The sequence below is a fragment of the Labrys okinawensis genome (genome assembly GCF_002982075.1).
Taxonomy (GTDB): domain Bacteria; phylum Pseudomonadota; class Alphaproteobacteria; order Rhizobiales; family Labraceae; genus Labrys; species Labrys okinawensis_A.
The window spans coordinates 83,440-106,216 of record NZ_PUEJ01000014.1 but is presented as its reverse complement, the minus strand read 5'-3'; the positions used below and the strand labels follow the sequence as shown (position 1 = coordinate 106,216).

Sequence of the window (22,777 nt, the reverse complement as noted above, 5' to 3'; positions counted from 1 at the left end):
CCTGGAAACAAAGAGTTGGAGCAAAAAGCGTTCACGCCCGAACGCGCTTTGCCCTAGGACGCCAGGCCTGCCGCTACCAGCGCCATGCTCGCGGCAAGGCGGTCCCGGATCTGGCTGGCGTCCATTTGCTGTATGCTTTCGGCGAAGGGTTCGAAGGAGAGCGCACCGCCATAGCCGCCGGCGCGCAGCGCTCTGATCTGATCGATATTGCCAAGACGATCATCCGCCCCGACAAGGCCGCGATGGCTGTCCCGCATCTCCCCCACCGCGACGGACGCATCGTCCACGCCGGAGATATGAACCAGCCCTGTGCGGTCCGGGAACAACGCAGCCTCGCCCGCAAGATGATGATGGAACGTATCATGCACCAGTTTGAAGGTCCGCGCACCATCGACGGCATCGATGGCGGCGACGGCCTCCGACTTCAGGCGCAGGGAGCAGATCTCGAAACCGAGAGGTTCGACGAGGCCGATCAGCCCGCGTGCCGACAGGATCGGTTCGAGCGCCTGCAAGGCTTCGATCAGACGGGGAAGGCGCTCATGGTCGCCACGCCCCTCACCGTCATTGCGGGGCACGAGCACCAGAGCCTTGGCGCCGGCAGCGGCCGCATAGTCGGCCAGTTCTTCAGCTTCCGACGCGCGTGCCGCGGTCCAGTCATTGAAGCGCTGGAGGGCATTGATTGAAAGGATGTCGATGCCGGCGCGCTGCGCCTCTTCTTTCACCGAGGCCGCAGGCGTCCCGTCGAGGATGGCGTTGCCGGCGAGGTCGTTGCGGATCTCGACCCTGGCGAGCCCCAGATTGCGGGCGAGCGCAAAGAACTCGGCAGGCCGCAGCTTCGGCGCGGTCATATGGTTGAGAGCGAAGGGTTCGGCTTCGCTTGTCATGAAACACTCCTTGCAGGCGTGAGCGCCCTATTTCCAACCTCGGAGGCGTTTTTCCGACGCCATATGCTCTCCGGTACCAGTCATCAAAATGGAATGATTGGACCGTTTTTTACCTTAATTGGAATTAATATTCTATTTTTGCACTGCCCTGTCAAGTACGCATTTCGGTCCTGCTGGCTCGCGCGAAGTCGCTGCCGGCGCCGAGACATCCTCCCCTCGATCTGGGAAGCGTGGGAGGCAGGAAAACTCGTGAACAAGGACACGGGTCAGGAGCGACCGTCGAACGGTTCAGATATTTTCTGGAAGATAGAGGTTGAAAGGCAGGAAGATCTGTCCGGTTCCTTCCACGGTACCGGCGAGACATGCCTGAGCCATGACGCGGATGAGTTCCACCGGCAGTTGCGGCAGCGGCGTCGCGATGACGAAGGAGATCACCTCTTCGCTCAAGGCAAGCCGCGAGTCTGGCGTCAGTTCCGGGCAAACGGCCACCAGTCCCTTCGCCTTCTCTTCCCGCAGGGCGGCAATGACCCCTTCCATGCCGCCTCCGGCCACATAGAGGCCGGCCAGGTCCGGATAGCGCCTGATGAGCCCGAACGTCGCCTCATAGGCTATGCTCGACTCCTCCAGGTTGACGCGGCTGTCCAGCACTTCGAACTCCGGGGCATGTTCGCGGAAGTAGCTGCGCAGCCCGATCTCGCGCAGTTCATGGCCGTGGAAACGGTGACTGCCTAGAATGATGCCGATCTTGCCGGCTTGGCGTGCGGTGCGCGCAATGAGCCAGCCCGCCGTGCGCCCGGCCTTGCGGTTGTCGAGGCCGACATAACCGGCGCGATGTTCGGCCGCGAAATCGGACAGCAGCGCGAAGACGGGCACGTTGCGGGCCTTCAACTCGGCGACCGCCCCAGTAATCAGGGGGTGGTCCACCGATACGACCGCCAGGGCCTGGCAACGCTCGCCGAGGCTGTGCATCCGCTCGGCCACGGCCGCCGGCGAGGTATCCCCGTGGTGCTCGATGATGGCGGAGATGCGAAAGCCGTGCGCCGAGGCAGCCGCCTCCGCAATGGATTGCGCCAGCAGGCTGTAGAAGGGCGAGGCGGATTTGAGCAGCAAGAAACCCAGGCGCAAATGCGGCACATCGCGATCGAGGCGCTGCTGGATCAGCCCAGCGGCATAGTAGCCGAGCGCCTTGGCTGCCTCGGCCACCCGCCGGGCCGTTTCCGGCCGGACCGGGAGCCGGCCGTTCAGCACGCGGTCGACCGTTGCGGGGCTGACACCCGCCTCCCTGGCGACATCCTGGATCGTCGGCCTGCCCATGGTCATTCCTGATGGAATTACATCATGATGATAGCCGTTCTGATGCATTTTGATAGAAATTGTCAACGCCCCGTTGAGCCCGGAACCGGTGCGACATAGCATCGGCGCCAAGGATGAAGCCCGGTCGCAACCAGGCTGGACGCTCGAGCCAATCCGTCGGATCGGTTCGGAAATAAAGAATGTGAGCAAATAAGCGTTCTCGCTTGGACGCGTTTTGCCTAGGGGAGCTTGCAATGAGGCCGACCCGGCGCGACTACAGTCTGATCGGGCGCGATGCCCAGGCCGCCGTCGAGAGCGGCCTTGCCGCAGCCGAATGGTATCGCTGCGACATTCCCCGCAAGCGCATGAAGGAACTGATGCAGCGCAAGGACGCTCCGGCGATCCGCGACACCGCGCTGTGGCTGGCCGGCCTGCTGGCAAGCGGCGTCGCCGCCGGGCTGCTGTGGGGGACTTGGTGGTGCGTGCCGTTCTTCGCGCTCTACGGCATTCTCTACGGCTCGGCCTCGGATTCGCGCTGGCACGAATGTGGGCACGGCACGGCTTTCCGCACCCGATGGATGAACGACGTCGTTTATCACATCGCCTGCTTCATGATCATGCGCGAGCCGACGATCTGGCGCTGGAGCCATACGCGCCATCACACCGATACCATCATCGTCGGCCGCGACCCCGAGATCGCGGCGATGCGCCCCCCGGCAATCCTGCGCCTGATATCGAATATCTTCGCGATCGCCTCGACCTGGACTGGCCTCAAGGGCCTTGTGCTGCACGCCACCGGCCGGCTCAGCGAAGAGGAAGAGACCTTCGTGCCGGACATGGAACGCGGCAAGGTCTATCTGGTCGCGCGCATCTGGCTCGCCATCCATGTCGCTACCCTTGCACTTTCGCTGGCGCTGCAATCCTGGCTGCCGATGATGTTCGTGGGGGTCCTGCCCACCATGTATGGCGGCTGGCTGACCCTCTATTTCGGGCTGACGCAGCATGCGGGCCTGGCCGAGAACGTGCTCGACCATCGGCTGAACTCCCGCACCGTCTACATGAATCCGTTCTTCCGTTTCGTTTATTGGAACATGAACTATCACGTCGAGCACCATATGTTCCCGATGGTGCCCTACCACGCGCTCCCGGAACTGCATAAGGCCATGCTCGCCGACACGCCGACGCCCTATCGCAGCACGATCGAGGCCTATCGCGAGATCATCCCGGCCCTGCGGCGCCAGATGAAGGATCCGGAATATTTCGTGCGCCGGGTGCTGCCCTCGAGTGCCCGCCCCTATCGCCCCGACCTTCATGGCGAGGTGGTCATGCCCGACGATCCGCGTGCCCGCTTTGCCGGCCAGCACCATTGACGGACACAAGACTGAAAACCACATCGGGAGGAGATTATGAGCAACTGGATCGATGCCTGCGATGCCGACGATATCGAGCAGGAAGACGTCCTGCGCTTCGACCACGCCGGCCGCACCTATGCGCTCTATCGCAGTCCGGACGACGAATATTTCGCGACCGACGGGCTGTGCACCCACGAGCAGATCCATCTGGCCGATGGCCTGGTGATGGACGACATCATCGAATGCCCCAAGCATAATGGCCGGTTCAATTACAAGACCGGCGAAGCCAAGGGCGCGCCGGTCTGCATCAACTTGAAGACCTATGCCGTCCGGCTCGCCGGCGGCAAGGTCCAGATCCAGCTGGGGTGATGCGATGCAGCCGGGCATGGTCATCGTCGGCGCCGGCGAGGCGGGCGCCAGGGCAGCCTTCGCCCTTCGCGAGAATGGCTGGGCCGGCTCCATCACCCTGATCGGGGACGAAGTCCACGCCCCCTATGAGCGCCCGCCCCTGTCGAAGGCGGCGCTGCTGGACGAGGCCGGGCCCTCCCCGCGCTATATCGTCGCCGAGGCGCGTTTCGAGGCCGAAGCCATCCTCCATCTGGCAAAGCGCAGCGTGGTGGCGATCGAGCCGGACCGTCGGCTGGTCCGGCTCGATGACGGCAATACCCTCGCCTATGAGAAATTGCTTCTTGCCACCGGCGCCGCGCCGCGCCGGCTGCCGCTGGCCGGCGCAAACCGGCCCGGATGCGTGACGCTGCGGCGCTTCGAGGACGCCCTGCATCTGAGGGAACGCTTTCGCCCGGGCGCGGAGATCGCCATCATCGGCGGCGGGTTCATCGGCCTGGAACTCGCGGCAAGCGCTCGCCAGCGCGGCGCGGCGGTCACCATCATCGAGGCTCTTCCGCGCCTGCTCAGCCGGGGGGTGCCGGCCGATATCGCCGAGGTCGTGCAGGAGCGTCATCGCGCCGCGGGCTGCACCTTGCTGTGCGGTGAAGGCATCGCCGCCATCGAGGAGGAGCCCGACGGCCTCGCTGTCCGCCTTACCAGCGGCAAACTGGTCCTCGCCGATCTCGTCGTTCTCGGCGTCGGCGCCTCGCCCAGCACGGCGCTGGCGGAGGCTGCAGGCCTTGCGATCGACAACGGCATCGCCGTCGATTCCAGGCTGCGCACCAGCGACGAAGCCGTCTTCGCCGCCGGCGACTGCTGCTCCTTCCCCCTGCCTGTCTATGGAGGACGGCGGGTGCGTCTGGAATCCTGGCGCAACGCCCAGGAACAGGGTGCCCATGCCGCCCGTGCCATGCTGGGCGAGAACACGGCCTTCGACGCCATTCCCTGGTTCTGGTCGGATCAGTATGACCTGTCCCTGCAGGTCGCCGGACTGGTCGACGAAGGACGCCGCACCATTCGCCGGGACGGTGCCGACGGCTCCTTCATCCTCTGCCATCTCGCCGATGACGGACGCCTGGTCGCCGCCAGCGGCATCGGCCCCGGCAATGCGATCGCCAAGGATATCCGGCTTTGTGAAATGCTGATCGCCAAGCGCGCCCATCCTAACAGGGACAGGCTTGGCGATCCCAATACCCGCCTCAAATCCCTTCTCGCCGCCTGAATCAAAGCGCCTATCAGCGTCTTTGCTCTGCCTTTTGTTTCAACGCTGCTTTGCGCTTTCCGGCAATGCCGTCAAATCGCAAAACGCCTTAACGCGCCCGGTGGTCTGACGATGCGATGAGCCCCGGGACAGCATGGAGATCGTCATGGCCCGCCTTCGCCCGACCGTTGCCGACCTGCTTGCCCTTCGCGGCAAGAGGCAGGTCGCCAAATTGAGAGTCACCACGCTCGAGGAAGCCGAGGCGGCCGAACGCGCCGGCATCGGCATGCTTTCGGTTCCACCCGCACTGATCGCCGAGCCTGCTTTCCGTGACGCCGCGCCGACGGCCTTCGCGGTCACCGGCCTGGAGTATGGCCATTACGTCACGGCCGAGGATTATCTGCGGGCCGCCTTTCTCGTCCGGCAGCAAAGTTCGGACGCCGTTTATTGCGCCGCCAGCCTGGCCACCATCCGGCGGCTTCGCGACGAGGGTATTCCCGTGGTGAGCCATGTCGGCCTCATCCCCTCGCACCGGACGTGGACCGGCGGCTTCAAGGCGGTCGGCAAGACCTTCGAGACAGCCTGGCAGGTCTGGCAGCAGGTGAAGGCTCTCGAAGAAGCTGGAGCCTTCGCCGCAGAGATCGAAGTGGTTCCCGAAGAGGTCGCCACCGCAATCAGCCGGCGGACCAGCCTGTTCATGATCTCCATGGGCGCGGGCGGGGGATGCGATGCGCAATATCTGTTCGCCGATGACGTTCTCGGCGCCCATGACGGACACTATCCCCGCCATGCCAAGGTCTATCGCAATTTCCGGGGCGAGTATGAGCGCCTGCAGAAGGAACGCGTCGCCGCCTTCTCCGAATACAATGCCGACGTCGTCAACGGCGCCTTCCCGGCACCGAATCAGCTGGTCACCATCGCCGGCGATGAACTCGGGCGCTTCCTGAAAGCGCTCGATGCCATCTGACGTCATCCCGGGTGCGCGGGCGTCTCGCCCGCCTCTTACCACTCGAGCTATGTTTCCAAGAGCGGGTGAGACGCCCGCGCACCCGCGATGATCAGGCGATCGGCGGGGCCGAAGCGATATCCTTGTCGAAGCAGCGATCGATCACGCGCTGGAGATTGGCGGCGTGGCGGAAGCTGGGTTCGGCATTCTCGCCGCTCTGTACGGCCGCGATGAAGCGCTGGTAGTTGGTCTTCACCGGATCGGCGTGGAGGTCGCGCCAGGCCTGGCTGTGGATCCCGTCGCCGGTGCAGATGCGCAGGCTCGTGTAAGGGCCGTGGTTGATCTCGATCGCGCCCTTGGTGCCGAAGACGCTGAGTTTCAGGGTGTTGGCATAGCCGGTCATGAAACGGCTGGTGTGGATCACGCCCAGCGCCCCATTCTCGAAGCGTACCGACATTACCGCGCTGTCGTTGGCGTCGAGCGGATAGTCGCCGATGCGGTCGCCGGGCGCCTTGTGGAAGGTCGCCAGCTGAGCCTGCAGGGCGACCGGCGTCATGCTCACGGCATAGCTGGCGAAATCGAGGATGTGAATGCCGACATCGCCCAGCACGCCCTTCGAGCCATGTTCCTCGGACAGGCGCCAGAGCCAGCGCGGTTCCGTCGACCAGTCGCCCCAGTGATTGCCCACCAGCCAGCTCTGGCGATAGGAGGCCTCGACATGGCGCACCTCGCCGATCTCGCCGCGCGCAATGATGCCGTGGGCGGCCTGAAGGGCGGGCACGTCGCGGTAGGACAGGTTGACCATGGCGATCAGGCCGGCGGCCTCGGCGGCGGTGGCCATCTCGTCGGCCTGCGGGAAGGTTTCGGCCAGCGGCTTCTCGCATAGAACATGCTTGCCGGCGAGGATCAGCTTCATCGTGGTGGGATGGTGAAACCTGTCGGGGGTGACGTTTGCCACGGCGTCAAAGCCGCCCCAGGCGATCGCCTCGTCGAGGTCGCCGAAGGAATGAGGGATGCCATGCTCGTCGCTGAACTGACGGGCTCTCGCCTCGTCGATGTCGACGCCCGCCACCACTTCGGCGTCGGGAGAAGCCTGGAAATGCCGCGCGTGGTTGGCCGCCATATTGCCGGTGCCGAGCACGAGAATGCGGATCTTGGACATGGAAGAGATCCTGGGATCGCGGACGTCCTCGTCCGCTCTCGGAAACGCGATGCTTGTTTGGAAGGAAGAGCGGACGAGGACGTCCGCGATCCCAGGGTTACCGGAAGCCTTCTTCCCCATCCTGGTGAAGCCGCGGACCCTTGACTTCCAGGGGCACCGGGGCCTTGTCATGCGGCGTGTTGGGGGCCTCGTTGACCCGCTTCCAGGCCGTCGCCGGATTGTAGGCCCACTTCACCGCGTTGCCGAGCACCTTGCGCACGGTCGCATTGTGGTAGGTCGGATAGGCTTCATGGCCCGGGCGGAAATAGAAGATCTTGCCGGCGCCACGCTGATAGGTCAGTCCCGAACGGAAGACTTCGCCGCCTTCGAACCAAGAAATGAACAGCGTCTCCATCGGCTCCGGCACGGTGAAGGGCTCGCCATACATCTCCTCGTGCTCGATTTCGAAATATTCGGGCAGGCCCTCGGCGATCGGATGGTTCCTGTTGAGCACCCACAGCCGCTCGACTTCTCCGGCCTCGCGCCAGGACAGGGCGCAGGGCGTGCCCATGAGCCGCTTGAAGATCTTTGAAAAATGGCCCGAATGCAGAACGATAAGGCCCATCCCCTCCCAGACGCGCTCCTGCACGCGCTGGACGATCTCGTCCTTGACCTCGCCATGCGCGGTGTGGCCCCACCACAGCAACACATCGGTATTGGCAAGCTTCTCGGCGGTCAGGCCGTGCTCGGGTTCATCCAGCGTCGCGGTGCCGACGCTGATGCCGCCAGCCTCTTCGAGCGCCGCCGCGACCTCGCCATGGATGCCCTTGGGATAGAGCTGGCGCACCAGGGCGTTGGTCTGCTCATGCCGGTTCTCGTTCCAGACGAGTGCGCGGATGGTCATATCGAAATTTCCTTTGCCGACGACGGCGATTCAAAGCGCTTTAACAAAAAGCTCTGCCACATCCGGCTTGGTGATTGAAGCGGGTTGTGGATCTATTTTTTGGCCCGGCGAGAACCGCCGGGACCAATCCTCGCGGCGCCCTTGGCGCTCTCTGACAAGGCTCCAGCCGGTCCTTCAGAACGGCCCGGCAACGCCCTGATCAGGCCGGCAGCCGCCGCAGGGCCGTGCCGTCTGCCTTGAAGACGTGGGAAAGATCTCCAGGCACTCCGATATTCACTTTGGTCGCGGCGACCACGGGCGCGTCCCCGGCGTGGCGCAGCGTCACCAGCCGGCCATCCGCCGTACGCACATAAAGGAAGTGGCTTTCGCCCAGTTCCTCGACGACCTCGACATCGCCGGCGAAGGAGGCCTCTCCACCGGTCTCCTGCAGATGCTCGGGCCGGATGCCGAGCTTCACCTTGTCGCCGGCGCTCACGCCGGTGCCGTCGACCTTGGCGATCACGCTGCCGCCGCCCGGCAACGCGACCTTGACGCCGGACGCGTCGGCGCCCTGCACTTCGGTATCGATGAAATTCATCTGGGGTGAGCCGATGAAGCCGGCCACGAACAGATTGCGCGGATTGTGATAGAGCTCCAGCGGCGCTCCGACCTGTTCGACATTGCCGGCGTTGAGCACCACGATCTTGTCGGCCAGGGTCATCGCCTCCACCTGGTCGTGGGTGACGTAGATCATGGTGGCGCCCATCTGCTTGTGCAGCTTGGCGATGGAAATTCGCATCTGAACGCGCAACGCCGCGTCGAGGTTGGAGAGCGGTTCGTCGAACAGGAAGACCTTGGGATTGCGCACGATGGCGCGGCCGATGGCGACGCGCTGGCGCTGGCCGCCGGACAGCTGTTTGGGCAGGCGCTCGAGCAGCGGGGTCAATTCCAGGATCTTGGCGGCCTCGCGCACCTTCTGGTCGATGGTCTGGGTGTCGGTCTTAGCCAGTTCCAGGCCGAACGCCATGTTCTGATAGACATTCATGTGCGGGTAGAGCGCATAGGACTGGAACACCATCGAGATGCCGCGATCCTTCGGCGTCTTCTCGTTCACGCGCTGGCCGTCGATCATAAGATCGCCCGAGGTAATGTCTTCCAGGCCCGCGATCAGGCGCAGCAGGGTGGACTTGCCGCAGCCGGACGGGCCGACGAAAACCACGAAATCCCTGTCCTCGATGTCCAGGTTGACGCCGTGTACGGTTTCGATCCGGCCGAAGGCCTTGCGGATATTCTTGAGTGTCACACTCGCCATTTGCTTAACCCTTGACGGCGCCAGCGGTCAGACCCGCGACGATCTTGCGTTGGAAGATGAGGACGAGGACGATGAGGGGCAGCGTCACGATGACCGAGCCGGCCATGATGTTGCCCCAGGGCAGCTCCTGCTGGCTGGCGCCGCTCATCGAGGCGATCGCCACCGGCACGGTGCGGTTGTCCGGCGAGAAAGTCAGCGCGAACAGGAACTCGTTCCACGCCGCGATGAAGGCGAGCAGGCCGGTCGTGACCATGGCCGGCCACATCAGCGGCATGAAGACGCGGCGTACCACCGTCCAGGGGCTGGCGCCGTCGACGAAAGCGGCCTCCTCCAGCTCCCGCGGCAGTTCCTTCATGAAGGTGGTGAGCACCCACACCGTGAAGGGCAAGGTCAGGATCAGGTTGGAAAGCATCAGGGCCGGCATGGTGTTGTAGAGGCCGAAGGCACGCACGACCTCATACATGCCCGAGAGCACCGCGACCTGCGGGAACATCGATACGGCGAGGATGGTCATGAGCAGGAGGCCCCTGCCCTTGAAATGAACCCGCCCGAGCGCATAGGCAGCCGTTACCCCGAGGAAAAGCGAGATCAGCACCACCGTCACGGCGACGACGATCGAGTTCCAGATGTTCCAGGCGAAGGGCTGCTGCTCGAACACACCGACATAATTGGAGAAATCCAGGCTGTCGGGCAGCAGCGAGGTCGAGAACAGCGCCTGACCGGTCCGCATCGAGGTGAGGATGGCATAGTAGAAGGGGAAGACGGCATAGAGGACGATGACAGCGACCAGCGCCCAGAATCCGATCGGCTTGAGGACCTTGCTCATCTCGTTCCATCCTCCGAAACACGCACCTTGCCCACCGTCATGGCGAACACGGTGATGAGGCCGATCACCAGGAACAGCAGCGTCGCCGCCGCCGAGCCGAGGCCCGTCTTGGCGAAGTCCACCAGTTGCAGCCGGGCAAAGCCCGACATCGAAATGGTGTCCCGGCTACCCGAGGTCAGCACATAGATCAGGTCGAAGATGCGCAGCGCGTCGAGGGCGCGGAACACCACGGCGACCATCAAGGCCGGGCGGATCAGCGGCAACGTCACCTTGAAGAACACCTTCACGGGGTGAATGCCGTCGACCTTGGCCGCCTCGTAGCAATCGGAGGGCATCATCTGCAGCGCCGCCAGAATGAGCAGGGCCATGAAGGGCGTCGTCTTCCAGACGTCCACCATGATAACGGCCCACATCGCCGTCTCCGAATTGGCGGTCCAGGCGATCGGAGCCGAGATGATGTGCAGGCTGAGCAGGATGTGATTGAGGATGCCGAACTGATCGTTGAGCATCCACAGCCACATCTTGGCCGAGACGATGGTGGGAATGGCCCAGGGGATCAGCACGGCGGCGCGCACGATGGCGCGCCCCTTGAAATTGGCATTCAGCACCAGCGCGACGATGGTTCCGAGCACCGTCTCCAGCGCCACGGAAACCAGCGAGAACCACACCGTATTCCAGACCGAAAGCCACCACACCTTGTTGGCGAGCAGGCCGATCCAGCGTCCGTCGACATTGGCGAGATAGTTCGAGAAGCCGACGAGCTTGTAATTGCCGGGATTGCTGAGCTTGGCATCGGTGAAGCCGAACCAGATGGTGCGAAGAAGCGGCCATCCGGCGACGACCGCCAGCACGACCAGCATGGGCAGCAGGAACAGCCATGCCGACCGAACCCTTGTCCGTGTCAGTTCTGATTGACTTGCCATCGGGGACTCCCAGAAGGGCAGGAAGAGTTGGCCGGCATGTCAGCCGCCACTCCAGTCGAAACGCGGGAAATCCATACGTGCCCGGCGGCCGGCGAAGGCCCGGGGCGTTTTGCGCTCTGAGCAGTCAGCTCGAACCGCAAGGACGCCCTGGCCAATCCGCCGGATCGGCTTGGAAACACCGAGCCGGAGCAGACAGGTGCTCCCTCATGGCGCACGCTGCTCCTGGCATCAGGAACCAGGCCGGGTCGGCCAGATCGCGAGGGATGATAGAAGGGAGGAAAGAGCGCCGCGAACCTGAGGGTTCGCGGCGCAGTCGGGGAGGATCCTACCAGCCCGAGCCCTTGATGTTGGCGAGTTCACCGTCAAGGTCCTCGAGAGCCGTCTCTGCCTTGGCCTTGCCGGACAACACGCTGGCAATCGCGTTCCAGAAGGCGTTCGAAACTTCGTTGTAGTTGGCGCCGGTGATCTTGGAGGGACGGGCGACCGCACTGGTGAAGGTCGCCTTCAAATCGCCGAAGAACGGCACGGCCTTGAGGACATCGGCATCCTCGTAGAGGCCGGCAATGGTCGGGTTGTAGCTCCCCTCGATGGCACGGCGCTTCTGTTCTTCCTTCGAGGTCAGGTAGACGACAAGGTCTGCAGCAAGATCGGCCTTCTTGGAATATTTGGAGACGGCGAGCTGCCAGCCACCAAGCGTGCCGGTGTTCTTGCCGTCAGCGCCACCCTTGGGCAGGGCCACGACACCGATCTTGCCCTTGACCGGACTGTCGGCACCGTTGCCCAGCGACCAGGCATAGGGCCAATTGCGCATGAAGGCCGCGTTGCCGGACTGGAAGACGCCGCGCGCTTCCTCCTCGCCATAGTTGAGCACGCCGTCCGGCGAGATCTTGCCGATCCAGGAGGAAGCCAGGGTCACCGCCTCGGCCGCCTTGGGATTGTTGATGGTGATCTTGCCTTCAGCGTCGACGATAGTGCCGCCGCCGAAGGAGTCGATCCACTCCAGCGCATCGCAGGTCAGGCCCTCATAGGCCTTGCCCTGGAACACGAAACCCCAGAACTTGTCGTTGCCGCCCTTGCGCTCGCCCTCCTGGACCTTGGCCGCGGCTTCGGTCATTTCCTGCCAGGTGGTCGGCGGCTTCAGCCCGTTCTTCTCCAGGAGATCCTTGCGGTAGTAGAGCACGCCGGCATCGGTGAACCAGGGCATCGCCACGAGCTTGCCGCCCACGGTGTTGTTGTCGATGATCGCGGGAAAATGCTCCTTCTCCGCGCCCTTGGTGTAGGGCGCCAGATCGATGAAGTGATTGGCGAGGATGCCGGGCCAAATCACGTCGATCTGGAAGACGTCGATGTCGCTCGCGCCGGCCGACAGCAGCTGCTGATAGAGCGCCAGCCTTTCATTGGTATCGTTGGGTGTCGAGACGATCTTGACGGTGTTGCCGGTCTTCTTGGCCCAGGCTTCCGCACCACTCTTGCACAGCGCCAATTCCTGGCCGACCGCGCCGCAGGAAATCGCGACCTCGGCAGCGCTGGCGAAACTCGTAAGAGCGATAGAGGCAGTCGCGGCCAAAGCCCAACGCATGAACATGCGGTCGTCCTCCCTTTTATGTGCCGTAGCTGCCTCCTCTATGGCAGGTCAGCATAGGCAACCGACATTTCCTCGTTCGAAGTCCCTTTTGGCAGAGCTTCTATAATCTACTTCAAAGCGCTTTGAATTCTCATTCCGACAAAAGTTTGCCTTTGTCAAGGCGACCCCGTGGCAAAACTGCGTAACAACTAAGGCGCCTGAGCAGATCCTCCAAAAGTAGCATGCTCCATTCAAATAATTTGATTGAAATTCGGAACCGTTGATGGCTTTGAGCGATTGCGTGAGAAACTTGTGAATTTCCGAACAAATATGCCGGTTGCGCTACCTATTTGCCGGGAAAGAATTAAGGTGACTCAGAAAAAATAATAGAAAGCGCCAGTCCAAAGCGCTTTAATGAACAGATGCGGTCTGATCGCTGCTTGCGATCGGGAGACTACCAGGACGGGTACGCAGTATCGCGAGCTATTCGCCGTACCCGACAAGCGTCTCGCTCCGATCCGTGGCATGACGGGCTTGCTTCTGTTCATCGAGAGAAACGACAAGGCCCCGGAAGGAACGTTGCGGTGAACTTGAAGGAACTGTCACAGCATCTGGGCCTGTCCCAGACGACTGTCAGCCGCGCGCTCAACGGCTTCCCGGAAGTTGGCGACGCAACCCGCAAGCGTGTGCTGGAAGCGGCCGAGACCTTCCAATACCGCCCCAACGCCAGCGCGCGCAAACTCGCCACCGGCCGCGCGGGAGCGATCGGCATCGTATTCTCGTCCGATCGCAACATGCTGCTCGATCCGATCTTCACCGATTTTCTCGCGGGCGTCGCCAGCCAATGTTCGCGATCCGACAATGACGTGCTGGTCTCCTCGGCCCATGGCGACGAGGCCGGCACTTATCGGCGCCTTGCCCGCGTCCGCTCGGTGGATGCCATGTTGCTGTCCTCGCCGACGGTCGACGATCCGCGCATCGGCATGCTGCAGCGGTTGGGCATGCCTCTGGTGGTGCATGGGCGCACGCAGACCGGCCTCGATTATCCCTATCTCGACATCGACAATGAGGGAGCCTTCGACAAGGCCACCACATTGCTGATCGATCTGGGCCATCGCCGCATCGGGCTGCTCAACGAAAACCTGCACTTCACCTTCGCCACGCATCGCTCGCGAGGCTGGCGCCGGGCGCTGACCGCCAGGGGCCTCCCCGCCCCTCCCGAACTCGAGGGCGGCGCCCGCATGACGGAAGAAAACGGCTATCGCATGGCGCGAGGCCTGTTCGACCTTCCGGACCCGCCGACCGCCCTGCTCTGCTCGTCGATCTTCCTGGCGCTCGGGGCCATGCGGGCTGCCCGGGAAACGGGCCGGATCGTCGGCAAGAACCTGTCGCTGATCGCCCATGACGACGGCCTCGACGCCATCCGGCCGGAAACGCTGACGCCGGCCCTCACCACGACCTTCTCGTCCATCCATGCCGCCGGTGTCCGCGTGGCCGAGATCGCCATGGCCCTGTCGAACGGCGCCGATCCCGCCGCCGCCGCGGAAATCTGGCCGGTCGACCTCGTCTTCCGCGGCTCGACCGTACCGCCCGCGCCCTGATTACTCGGCCGGCGCCGACACGGTCGTGCGGTCGCGATAGAAGACAAACAATCCGCTGCCGATGATGATGCAATTGCCGACGACGATCGGCAGCGTCGGCACGTCGCGCCAGACGATCCAGCCCATCAGCGTCGCCCATACCATGGCCGAATATTGGAACGGGGCAAGCATCGCCGCTGGCGCCATGGCCAAGGCGCGCGTGATGCATATGAAGCACACCATCGCAACGATGCCGACGAGGAACATCAGGGCAAGATCGAACCAGCCCGGCGTGACCCAGGCAAACGGTATCGTTGCCGCGCCGATCACGCCCGCGCCGGCGAACTGCCAGACCACGAGGGGAAGCCAATGCGTACGCCGCAGGCGCCGCGTCACGGTAACCGCCAAGCCGAACATGATGGCGCCGATGAGGGCGATGGGCGAGGCGGAGGAAAACAGTTCCGCCGAGGGCTGCAACGCCACGAGAACGCCGATGAAGCCGGCGATCACCGCGCCCCAGCGGAACGGCTCCACCTTTTCGCCGAGCAGGGGAACCGACAGGGCGGTAATGATCAGCGGTGCCGCCATGTAGAACGTCATCACATCGGCGAGGGGCATGCTGCGCGTCGAGAAATAGAAGCAGAAGGTGTCGCCGGCCATGCACAGGATGCGCAGGACCTGGAGCCGCCACTGACCGAAATCGAAGAGATCGACCTTCAGGTGCCAGACCATCGGCGCGAGGACGATGGCTGCACCGACGGAGCGCAACAGCAGCAACTGGCCGACCGAATAGTCCGCAACCAGCCATTTGCCGAGCGCATCGTTCAGGGCGAAGAGGAACACGCCGATGAGATAGAGCGCAATGCCCATGCCGACGCTTGCGGCCCCGATGCCGGCCTGGCGGAGGGAAGTCATTTCGGTCTCGTTTCCTGCCGGGGCAAGGCACCATTCAGCAATGGATGCGCCTTGTTCCGGCTCCTTGGTTCGAAGCGTCTTTGCGAGTCAGCCCGAGTCCGTCAACTCGCAAAGCGTTTCCAGGCGCGTGGCATGATGTCCGAGCGGTCCGGCCGTCCGCCGGGCATCACCCCGCCCCGCCGGATTTCCATTTGTCATACCAATATCCAGAGGCAGCGGAAAGAGGCAATCTTTCGCTGCCCGCAAGGGATTCAGGCGGCAGCCATCTTCGCCGCCATGTCCGAAGCGAGCAGGCCGTCGAGCGCGACTTTGATCAGCGGGCGGCGCACCCGCAGGGCGTTGAGGGCCGTCACCGACCATTCGACATAGCAGGTGCCCGGCTCCACCGTCACGGTGGCCGACGCGGGCTGGCGGCGCAGGAAGCCGGCCTCGCCGACGAAGGACTGCGGCCCGAGAACCAGGCTGCGCCCGGCCTTTTCCACATGGGATCGCCCCTCGAGCACGTAATAGACCTTCTCGACAGCCTCTCCCTCCCTCAGCAGGGTGTCGTTGCCTTCGCTGCGCCGCCAATGACCGATCTTCATCAAGGAGCGGAACTCGCCCGGCGATAGCCCGCCGAGGGCAGCGAACAGCCGGCGCTCTTCGGCGCTCAGTCGAAACTGGGTGCGGGCCAGGACCAGCCTGGCCATCATCAGGAGATTCACGCCCAGATTGACCACCGTCCAGAACAGCGCGTCCCACAGCATGATCTCGGGCACGACCAGATAATAGAGAATGTAGAGCAGGGTCGAGACGACCAGGAGGGCGCGCAGGACGAGCTGATCGCGACAGGTCAGCGCCGCGACAGCAATGAGGGCGGCGGCATGGATCAAGCCGAACCGGACGATTTCGAAGAACATTTCAGCACCAGGACGGGAAGGCCGGCTGGGGCATCACGCCGCCAGCCACGGCATCGACATGGTGTGTTCGCCGCCCAAATGCTGTGCGCCCTCGCACGAGTCGGCCAAGAAGATCAAAGCCCGGCGCCAACGGCATTTGGGTAGGCATGTTCCGCTCTGCGACGTGATCTGGCTGCCCACGCCTCAACGATTCGGAGGCAAATGCTTCAAAAACGTCGTTGCCAGTGGGGTTTTGTCTGGTGGGCCCGGAGGGACTTGAACCCCCAACCAGACCGTTATGAGCGGCCGGCTCTAACCATTGAGCTACAGGCCCGGCTGTGCCAGACGCCGCATCTATAGGCAGAGTCTCGTCAAGGTTCAATCGGCTTCCGCAATTGCGACACCTGCCTTAGATCCCGTCATCATCCCGCCGCCTTCGATTGCAAGGTTCCGCTCGCAATTTTCTTCATTGGAGTTCATCGATGCTACCGTCCTTCCTCGCCCGACCCGCCCTCGCCGCCCTGCTGCTGGCTGGCGCGCTCGGTGCCGCCCAAGCCGAGGATTTCAAGCGCGTGGTCGCCATCAACGGCGAAGCGACGGTCGGTGCCAAGCCGGACCTGGCCTACGTCAGTATCGGCGTGCAGAGCGCCGGCAAGGTGGCGCGCGAGGTGCTGACCGCCAATTCCAAGACGACCGGTGAGGTTCTCGCCGCGCTCAAGGCAGCCGGCATCGATGCCAAGGACCTGCAGACCTCGGGCTTCAGCGTGCAGCCGGCGAGCCAGCAGGACGGCAAGTTCTCATCGAGTTCGGAGGACGGCCCCGCCATCGCGGGTTATACCGTTTCCAACACCGTGAACGTGACGCTGCGCGACCTGCCCAAGCTCGGCGACATCCTCGACAAGGCGGTCAGCGCCGGCGCCAACAGCATCGAAGGCATCCAGTTCATCGTCTCCAACCAGTCGGTCCTGCTGGATGGCGCCCGCAAGACGGCCCTGGACGATGCCAGACGCAAGGCGGAGATCTATGCCAGGGCCTCCGGCCTGCGCCTGGGCAAGCTGGTGGATCTGAGCGAGAATACTGGCCCGATCGGCAGCGGCCTCTATCGCGCCAAGGCCGTGCAGGACTCGGTGCCGATCGAGTCCGGAGAGAGCACGCTGAACGTCACCGTATCCGCGCGTTTCGAGCTGGAAGACTGATCCTCCGCGCCTCTCCCAGTATCGGGCAAGGTTCCAGGGGCCAGCAGGGCAATTCCTGCAATGCTGGCCCCGCCGGCTTTCCGCACACGCAAGTTTGTTTCACGCAGCAAGGCCGATTGGGTAACAAAGATGCTTGCTTGACTGTTCTCGCCGGTTTAGGACGGCGTAACCGCTATTAATCGGAAAGCTTATCGTGCGCGCACGCCTTGATGCTGTTGACTGGAAAATCCTGCAGGAACTACAGGCCGATGGCCGCATGACCAATGTGGAACTGGCCAAGCGCGTCGGCATCTCCGCGCCCCCCTGCCTGCGGCGCGTGCGCGCCCTCGAAGATGCCGGTGTGATCAAGGGCTACCGCACCCTGCTCGACGAGGCTTCGCTCGGCTACGAGATTACCATCTTCGCCATGGTCAACCTGACCTCGCAGGCGGGCGCGGATCTGCAATCCTTCGAAACGTATGTGAAGAATCAGCCCCTGGTACGCGAATGCTGGATGCTGTCCGGCGACGTGGACTTCGTGCTCAAATGCGTGGCGAAGGACCTGCGCTCCTTCCAGGCCTTCGTGGCGGAGCTCACGGCCGGCCCGGCGGTACGCAACGTCAAGACCGCGCTCACCCTGCGTTCCATCAAGGACGACCCGATCGTTCCCCTCGAACTCGATGTGAGCGAAGGGGCCTAAACGAGCTTGCTCAGCAGCCAATGCGCATAGCTGGATGCCAGCCAGTCATAGCGGCGCGGCGTCGGGTCGGGCACTTCGGGAGCGGCATCCACCGAGCTCGTGGTGGCAAAGAGCGGGAAGCTCTTGATCACGCCGCCCGATGACGACAAGAGCGTTACGCGGCCATCGAGCGTGTCGACGCTGTCGATGCTGATCAGGCCGCCATCCGAATCCACGGGAAAACTGATGTCGGTGAGTGCCACCGACAATGTCGCGCCGCCCTTCGCGCCGGGCTGGTAGCGCGAGCCGAGCTGCCGGACGAGATTGCGCTGGAGATAAGGCGGCATGCGCTGGAGCCAAAGATTGCCGCTGCCGCTGACCTGCACCCTGCGGATGACCGGTATGGCCGGATTATCGGCGTAGGAAGTGGCGCAACCGGTGAGCAACAAACCTGCGCCAATGGCCAGGAAGCCTCTGCGCCCGACATGTCCCGAAGTCATGATAGCCTCCTGCTCGCGATATTTGCTTTCTATAGAACGCGCCGCGCCGCCGATCGAAGCAAATTTGCGCGACCATGTCGCATGTCTTGACGATAGTGCATCCGACAGCAAAACGCCGCACCCGGTGGGGTGCGGCGCCTTGTCAGAAAGGGTCTGAAACCGGCCGTCGGCTCAACGCCAGGCGACGTTAGCGATCTCATAGGCCTTGGGGCCCTTGGGCGTGTTGACCTCGACGGAAACCCCGATCTTCTTGCCAACCAGCGCGCGGGCGAGCGGCGAGCCGATCGAAATCTTGCCGGAGCGTACATCGGCCTCGCTCTCGCCGACGATCTGATAGGTCTTCTCTTCTTCCGTGTCCTCGTCGATCAGCGTGACGTGAGCCCCGAATTTGACGGTATCGCCGGACAGTTTGGAAACGTCGATCACTTCGGCGCGCGATAAGATGTCTTCGAGTTCGGCGACACGGCCTTCATTGTGGCCCTGTGCTTCCTTGGCCGCATGGTATTCGGCGTTCTCGGAAAGGTCGCCATGGGAACGTGCCTCGGAAATCGCCGCGATGATGCGCGGCCGCTCGATCTGCTGCCGTTCCCTCAATTCTGCCTCGAGCGCGGCATGACCTGCCGGCGTCATCGGGATCTTGTCCATTGCTTCGTCTTCTCTTTCCAAACGCAAAAAAGATACGCGCCGGACGGACTTCCCCGGCGCGGCTGACATATCGGATTTGCAATACTACGGTACCCTCGCCCCAGCGGGAGAAGGCGCCCTCCTTCAGAAATAGGACTGCAGCGCCCGCACTTCCAGATCACCGCCCTTGTTGGCCTTGATCCCCTGTGCAGCCGCCACCGCTCCGAAGAGAGTGGTGTAATATGGGACTTTATGCAAGAGGGCGGCACGTCGCAACGAACGCGAATCCGCCAGGGCCTGGGCTCCCTCCGTGGTGTTGAACACCAGCTGGATACTGCCGTTCTTGATGGCATCCACGATATGCGGACGACCTTCCAGGACCTTGTTGATACGCGTGGCCTCGACGCCGTGGCCGGCAAGGAACTGCTGCGTGCCGTCGGTGGCGACGATCGTGAAACCCAGATCGGCAAGCAGGCGCATCGAATCGAGGATGCGCGGCTTGTCGCTCTCCTTCACCGACACGAACACCGTGCCGCCGGAGGGCACGGTCACGCCGGCGCCGAGCTGGCTCTTGGCGAAGGCGACGGCATAGTCGCGGTCGAGGCCGATGACCTCGCCCGTCGAGCGCATCTCCGGGCCCAGCACCGTGTCGACGCCCGGGAAGCGCGCGAAGGGATGCACCACTTCCTTGACCGCGATGTGATCGAGCCTCTTGGCCTTCAGGTCGAAGGAGGCCAGGTTCTCGCCGGCCATGACGCGCGCGGCGATCTTGGCGATCGGCTCGCCGATCACCTTGGCCACGAAGGGCACCGTGCGCGAGGCGCGCGGGTTGACTTCGAGCACGTAGATCAGGCCGTCCTTGATGGCATATTGCACGTTCATCAAGCCGCCGACGTCGAGGGCGAGCGCCATCGCCTTGGACTGGCGCTCCAATTCGGCCAGGATTTCGGGGCTCAGCGAGCGCGGCGGCAGCGAACAGGCCGAATCCCCGGAATGGATGCCTGCTTCCTCGATATGCTCCATGATGCCGGCGACGAAGACATCCTTGCCATCGGCCAGGACGTCGACATCGACCTCGACCGCGTCGGAGAGATAGCGATCGAACAGCAGCGGGTTCTTGCCCAGCAGCGTGTTGATCTGGCCCGTCTTGTCGTTGGGATAACGCGTCTTGATCTCCGGCGGCACCATTTGCGGCAGGGTGCCGAGCAGATAGTCGTCGAAGGCGACCTCGTCGCGGATGATCGCCATGGCGCGCCCGCCCAGCACGTAGGAGGGGCGGACCACCAGCGGCAGGCCGAGATCGGCGACGACCAGGCGCGCCTGTTCGACCGAATAGGCGATGCCGTTCTTGGGCTGGCGCAGGCCGAGCTTGTCGAGCAGGCGCTTGAAGCGGTCGCGGTCCTCGGCGAGGTCGATCGCGTCCGGCGTGGTGCCGAGGATGGGAATGCCCGCTTCTTCCAGCGCAGCCGCCAGCTTCAGCGGCGTCTGCCCGCCGAACTGCACGATGACGCCGTGCAGGCTTCCCTTTGATTTCTCGACCTCGAGGATCTCCAGCACGTCCTCGGCCGTGAGCGGTTCGAAATAGAGGCGGTCCGAGGTGTCGTAGTCGGTCGATACCGTCTCGGGATTGCAGTTGACCATGATGGTCTCATAGCCCGCATCCGAGAGCGCGAAGCAGGCATGACAGCAGCAATAGTCGAACTCGATGCCCTGGCCGATGCGGTTGGGACCACCGCCGAGGATGACCACCTTCTTGCGGTCGGACGGGTTGGCCTCGTCGGCCGGCGCACCGGCGAAGGGCGGCGCATAGGTCGAATACATATAGGCGGTGGGCGAAGCGAATTCGGCGGCGCAGGTGTCGATGCGCTTGAAGACGGGATGCACCCCGAGTTCGGCACGCAGGTTTTTGACCGTTCCTTCCGGAACGCCGGCCAGCGCATCCAGGCGGCGATCGGCAAAGCCCATCGCCTTGAGGGAACGCAAGGCACCCGGTGTCCTGGGCAGGCCGATCTCGCGCACCTTCTGCTCGGTCTCGACGATGCCGCGGATCTGGGCGAGGAACCAGGGATCGACCTTGCAGACGCCATGGATCTCGGCGTCCGACAGGCCCAGGCGCATGGCCTGGGCGATGTTGAGCAGGCGGTCCGGCGTCGGCTTGCCGAGCGCGGCCCGGATGGCGTTCTTGTCGTCGCCCTGGCCAAGGCCCTCGATCTCGATCTCGTCCAGGCCGTTGAGGCCCGTCTCGAGCGAGCGCAGCGCCTTCTGCAGGCTCTCCTGGAAGGTCCGGCCGATGGCCATCGCCTCGCCGACCGACTTCATCGCGGTGGAGAGGATCGGCTCGGCGCCCGGGAACTTCTCGAAGGCGAAGCGCGGGATCTTGGTGACGACATAGTCGATCGTCGGCTCGAAGGAGGCCGGCGTCGCGCCGCCGGTGATGTCGTTCTCGATCTCGTCCAGCGTATAGCCGACCGCAAGCTTGGCGGCGACCTTCGCGATCGGGAAACCGGTGGCCTTGGAAGCCAGCGCCGAGGAGCGCGACACGCGCGGGTTCATCTCGATGACGACGAGGCGCCCGGTGGCCGGATCGACGGCGAACTGCACGTTCGAGCCGCCCGTCTCAACCCCGATCTCGCGCAGCACCGCGATCGAGGCGTTGCGCATGATCTGGTATTCCTTGTCCGTCAGCGTCAGCGCCGGCGCAACGGTAATGGAATCGCCGGTATGCACGCCCATCGGATCGATATTCTCGATCGAGCAAACGATGATGGCATTGTCCGCTTTGTCGCGGACGACCTCCATCTCGAACTCCTTCCAGCCGAGCACGCTCTCCTCGACCAGGACCTGGGTGGTCGGCGAGGCGTCGAGGCCGCGCTCGATGATGTCGATGAACTCGGCCTTGTTGTAGGCGATGCCGCCGCCGGTACCGCCCAGCGTGAAGGAGGGACGGATGATGGCGGGAAGCCCGATATAATCGAGCGCCTCCAGCGCCTCGGAGAGGCTGTGGGCCAAGCGCGAACGCGGCGTCTCCAGGCCGATCTTGGCCATCGCCTCACGGAAGCGCTCGCGGTCCTCGGCCTTGTCAATGGCGTCGGCATCGGCACCGATCATCTCGACGCCGAACTTCTCCAGGACGCCCATCTCGGCGAGCTTGAGCGCGGTGTTGAGCGCGGTCTGGCCGCCCATGGTCGGCAAGAGCGCGTCGGGGCGCTCCTTCTCGATGATCTTGGCGACGATCTCGGGCGTGATCGGCTCGACATAGGTCGCATCCGCCAGGTCAGGATCGGTCATGATCGTGGCCGGATTGGAATTGACCAGGATGACGCGATAGCCCTCCTCGCGCAGGGCCTTGACGGCCTGTGTTCCCGAATAGTCGAATTCGCAGGCTTGGCCGATGACAATCGGGCCGGCGCCGATGATCAGGATGGAGGAAATGTCGCTACGTTTTGGCATCGCTCGTCCGATTTGGGAGGGCCGGCATGAAAAAGCCGCGGAGGGGACTCCACGGCACCGGGCGGATCGAGCGGTTCGACTAAACCATTTTGGCGTCTTGCGAAAGGGGCCGTTTGCGGACTGCTGCGGAAAGTGACGATCGCGAGAGGGAATCCAGGGGTCGACCGGCCTTCAGAGCGGTTCTTGCGACGTGCATTCCGCCGTTAGGCCGCCCGGCATACGCAGGATGTAGATGTAGAGCGTGTCATCAGGGCCGAAGTTCAT

20 protein-coding genes and 1 tRNA gene are annotated in these 22,777 nt (G+C 63.6%); 7 read left to right on the top strand and 14 right to left on the bottom strand.

Going from position 1 to position 22,777, the window contains the following annotated elements:
- Window positions 1-53 precede the first annotated feature (53 nt).
- The gene (locus tag C5L14_RS27755) at window positions 54-884 is read right to left on the bottom strand and encodes a TIM barrel protein (RefSeq protein WP_105865298.1); all 831 of its coding nucleotides are present in this window, start codon (window positions 882-884) and stop codon (window positions 54-56) included.
- 288 nt (window positions 885-1,172) lie between these two features.
- Window positions 1,173-2,198 (bottom strand): LacI family DNA-binding transcriptional regulator, encoded by a 1,026-nt coding sequence (locus C5L14_RS27750; protein WP_428832665.1) that lies wholly within the window; start codon window positions 2,196-2,198, stop codon window positions 1,173-1,175.
- 233 nt (window positions 2,199-2,431) lie between these two features.
- On the opposite strand from C5L14_RS27750, the gene C5L14_RS27745 reads away from it, so the two are divergent.
- The 4 genes from C5L14_RS27745 (at window position 2,432) to C5L14_RS27730 (ending at window position 6,084) form a co-directional block, all read left to right on the top strand.
- A complete protein-coding gene (locus C5L14_RS27745) occupies window positions 2,432-3,547 on the top strand; it encodes a fatty acid desaturase family protein (RefSeq protein ID WP_105865296.1) in 1,116 nt (371 codons plus the stop codon).
- Between the two features lie 36 nt (window positions 3,548-3,583).
- Window positions 3,584-3,898, top strand: a complete 315-nt coding sequence (locus C5L14_RS27740) for a MocE family 2Fe-2S type ferredoxin (RefSeq protein WP_105865295.1) — start codon at window positions 3,584-3,586, stop codon at window positions 3,896-3,898.
- Window positions 3,899-3,914: 16 nt separating this feature from the next.
- Window positions 3,915-5,138: an NAD(P)/FAD-dependent oxidoreductase gene (locus tag C5L14_RS27735; RefSeq protein WP_181161360.1), complete on the top strand. Its 1,224-nt coding sequence runs from the start codon at window positions 3,915-3,917 to the stop codon at window positions 5,136-5,138.
- A 145-nt stretch (window positions 5,139-5,283) separates the two neighbouring features.
- Entirely contained in the window at window positions 5,284-6,084 is an 801-nt protein-coding gene (locus C5L14_RS27730) for a 3-methyl-2-oxobutanoate hydroxymethyltransferase (RefSeq protein WP_105865352.1), read from the top strand.
- A gap of 91 nt (window positions 6,085-6,175) precedes the next feature.
- Here C5L14_RS27730 and C5L14_RS27725 read toward each other — a convergent pair whose 3' ends face one another.
- The 6 genes from C5L14_RS27725 to C5L14_RS27700 form a co-directional block, all read right to left on the bottom strand.
- Complete coding sequence (locus C5L14_RS27725; RefSeq protein WP_245196656.1) at window positions 6,176-7,225, bottom strand: Gfo/Idh/MocA family protein; 1,050 nt, start codon at window positions 7,223-7,225, stop codon at window positions 6,176-6,178.
- Window positions 7,226-7,322: 97 nt separating this feature from the next.
- A complete protein-coding gene (locus C5L14_RS27720; protein WP_105865293.1) occupies window positions 7,323-8,108 on the bottom strand; it encodes a ThuA domain-containing protein in 786 nt (261 codons plus the stop codon).
- A 199-nt stretch (window positions 8,109-8,307) separates the two neighbouring features.
- Window positions 8,308-9,399, bottom strand: coding sequence for an ABC transporter ATP-binding protein (locus tag C5L14_RS27715; protein ID WP_105865292.1), 1,092 nt, complete (start codon window positions 9,397-9,399; stop codon window positions 8,308-8,310).
- Window positions 9,400-9,403: 4 nt separating this feature from the next.
- Complete coding sequence (locus C5L14_RS27710) at window positions 9,404-10,225, bottom strand: carbohydrate ABC transporter permease (RefSeq protein ID WP_105865291.1); 822 nt, start codon at window positions 10,223-10,225, stop codon at window positions 9,404-9,406.
- On the bottom strand, window positions 10,222-11,148 hold the full coding sequence (locus C5L14_RS27705; protein ID WP_105865290.1) for a carbohydrate ABC transporter permease: 927 nt from the start codon (window positions 11,146-11,148) through the stop codon (window positions 10,222-10,224). Before C5L14_RS27705 ends, C5L14_RS27710 begins: the two co-directional genes overlap by 4 nt.
- A 325-nt stretch (window positions 11,149-11,473) precedes the next feature.
- The gene (locus C5L14_RS27700) at window positions 11,474-12,733 is read right to left on the bottom strand and encodes an ABC transporter substrate-binding protein (protein WP_210203298.1); all 1,260 of its coding nucleotides are present in this window, start codon (window positions 12,731-12,733) and stop codon (window positions 11,474-11,476) included.
- 563 nt (window positions 12,734-13,296) lie between these two features.
- On the opposite strand from C5L14_RS27700, the gene C5L14_RS27695 reads away from it, so the two are divergent.
- Window positions 13,297-14,313, top strand: coding sequence for a substrate-binding domain-containing protein (locus tag C5L14_RS27695; protein ID WP_245443613.1), 1,017 nt, complete (start codon window positions 13,297-13,299; stop codon window positions 14,311-14,313).
- On the opposite strand, the gene C5L14_RS27690 is transcribed toward C5L14_RS27695, so the two are convergent.
- From C5L14_RS27690 to C5L14_RS27680, 3 genes are all read right to left on the bottom strand, one after another.
- Complete coding sequence (locus C5L14_RS27690; RefSeq protein WP_105865288.1) at window positions 14,314-15,207, bottom strand: DMT family transporter; 894 nt, start codon at window positions 15,205-15,207, stop codon at window positions 14,314-14,316.
- Between the two features lie 251 nt (window positions 15,208-15,458).
- Entirely contained in the window at window positions 15,459-16,106 is a 648-nt protein-coding gene (locus tag C5L14_RS27685; RefSeq protein WP_105865287.1) for a cyclic nucleotide-binding domain-containing protein, read from the bottom strand.
- A 237-nt stretch (window positions 16,107-16,343) separates the two neighbouring features.
- Window positions 16,344-16,419: transfer RNA gene (locus tag C5L14_RS27680), tRNA-Ile, on the bottom strand.
- 148 nt (window positions 16,420-16,567) lie between these two features.
- On the opposite strand from C5L14_RS27680, the gene C5L14_RS27675 reads away from it, so the two are divergent.
- Complete coding sequence (locus C5L14_RS27675) at window positions 16,568-17,281, top strand: SIMPL domain-containing protein (protein WP_105865286.1); 714 nt, start codon at window positions 16,568-16,570, stop codon at window positions 17,279-17,281.
- A gap of 193 nt (window positions 17,282-17,474) precedes the next feature.
- Window positions 17,475-17,960, top strand: coding sequence for an Lrp/AsnC family transcriptional regulator (locus C5L14_RS27670; RefSeq protein ID WP_082979703.1), 486 nt, complete (start codon window positions 17,475-17,477; stop codon window positions 17,958-17,960).
- Here C5L14_RS27670 and C5L14_RS27665 read toward each other — a convergent pair.
- From C5L14_RS27665 to carB, 3 genes are all read right to left on the bottom strand, one after another.
- Window positions 17,957-18,439: a hypothetical protein gene (locus C5L14_RS27665; RefSeq protein WP_105865285.1), complete on the bottom strand. Its 483-nt coding sequence runs from the start codon at window positions 18,437-18,439 to the stop codon at window positions 17,957-17,959. The genes C5L14_RS27670 and C5L14_RS27665 overlap by 4 nt on opposite strands.
- A gap of 171 nt (window positions 18,440-18,610) precedes the next feature.
- Entirely contained in the window at window positions 18,611-19,084 is a 474-nt protein-coding gene (greA, locus tag C5L14_RS27660; protein WP_105865284.1) for a transcription elongation factor GreA, read from the bottom strand.
- A 123-nt stretch (window positions 19,085-19,207) separates the two neighbouring features.
- On the bottom strand, window positions 19,208-22,513 hold the full coding sequence (gene carB, locus C5L14_RS27655; protein WP_105865283.1) for a carbamoyl-phosphate synthase large subunit: 3,306 nt from the start codon (window positions 22,511-22,513) through the stop codon (window positions 19,208-19,210).
- Between the last annotated feature and the right edge of the window lie 264 nt (window positions 22,514-22,777).

Coding starts and splice junctions, on each gene's coding strand:
- C5L14_RS27710 (WP_105865291.1), bottom strand. CDS start 10,225: ATGAGCAAGGTCCTCAAGCCGATCGGATTCTGGGCGCTGGTCGCTGTC.
- C5L14_RS27755 (WP_105865298.1), bottom strand. CDS start 884: ATGACAAGCGAAGCCGAACCCTTCGCTCTCAACCATATGACCGCGCCG.
- C5L14_RS27725 (WP_245196656.1), bottom strand. CDS start 7,225: ATGTCCAAGATCCGCATTCTCGTGCTCGGCACCGGCAATATGGCGGCC.
- C5L14_RS27715 (WP_105865292.1), bottom strand. CDS start 9,399: ATGGCGAGTGTGACACTCAAGAATATCCGCAAGGCCTTCGGCCGGATC.
- C5L14_RS27690 (WP_105865288.1), bottom strand. CDS start 15,207: ATGACTTCCCTCCGCCAGGCCGGCATCGGGGCCGCAAGCGTCGGCATG.
- C5L14_RS27730 (WP_105865352.1), top strand. CDS start 5,284: ATGGCCCGCCTTCGCCCGACCGTTGCCGACCTGCTTGCCCTTCGCGGC.
- C5L14_RS27735 (WP_181161360.1), top strand. CDS start 3,915: ATGGTCATCGTCGGCGCCGGCGAGGCGGGCGCCAGGGCAGCCTTCGCC.
- C5L14_RS27740 (WP_105865295.1), top strand. CDS start 3,584: ATGAGCAACTGGATCGATGCCTGCGATGCCGACGATATCGAGCAGGAA.
- C5L14_RS27705 (WP_105865290.1), bottom strand. CDS start 11,148: ATGGCAAGTCAATCAGAACTGACACGGACAAGGGTTCGGTCGGCATGG.
- C5L14_RS27665 (WP_105865285.1), bottom strand. CDS start 18,439: ATGACTTCGGGACATGTCGGGCGCAGAGGCTTCCTGGCCATTGGCGCA.
- C5L14_RS27685 (WP_105865287.1), bottom strand. CDS start 16,106: ATGTTCTTCGAAATCGTCCGGTTCGGCTTGATCCATGCCGCCGCCCTC.
- carB (WP_105865283.1), bottom strand. CDS start 22,513: ATGCCAAAACGTAGCGACATTTCCTCCATCCTGATCATCGGCGCCGGC.
- C5L14_RS27750 (WP_428832665.1), bottom strand. CDS start 2,198: ATGGGCAGGCCGACGATCCAGGATGTCGCCAGGGAGGCGGGTGTCAGC.
- C5L14_RS27700 (WP_210203298.1), bottom strand. CDS start 12,733: ATGTTCATGCGTTGGGCTTTGGCCGCGACTGCCTCTATCGCTCTTACG.
- C5L14_RS27745 (WP_105865296.1), top strand. CDS start 2,432: ATGAGGCCGACCCGGCGCGACTACAGTCTGATCGGGCGCGATGCCCAG.
- C5L14_RS27675 (WP_105865286.1), top strand. CDS start 16,568: ATGCTACCGTCCTTCCTCGCCCGACCCGCCCTCGCCGCCCTGCTGCTG.
- C5L14_RS27720 (WP_105865293.1), bottom strand. CDS start 8,108: ATGACCATCCGCGCACTCGTCTGGAACGAGAACCGGCATGAGCAGACC.
- greA (WP_105865284.1), bottom strand. CDS start 19,084: ATGGACAAGATCCCGATGACGCCGGCAGGTCATGCCGCGCTCGAGGCA.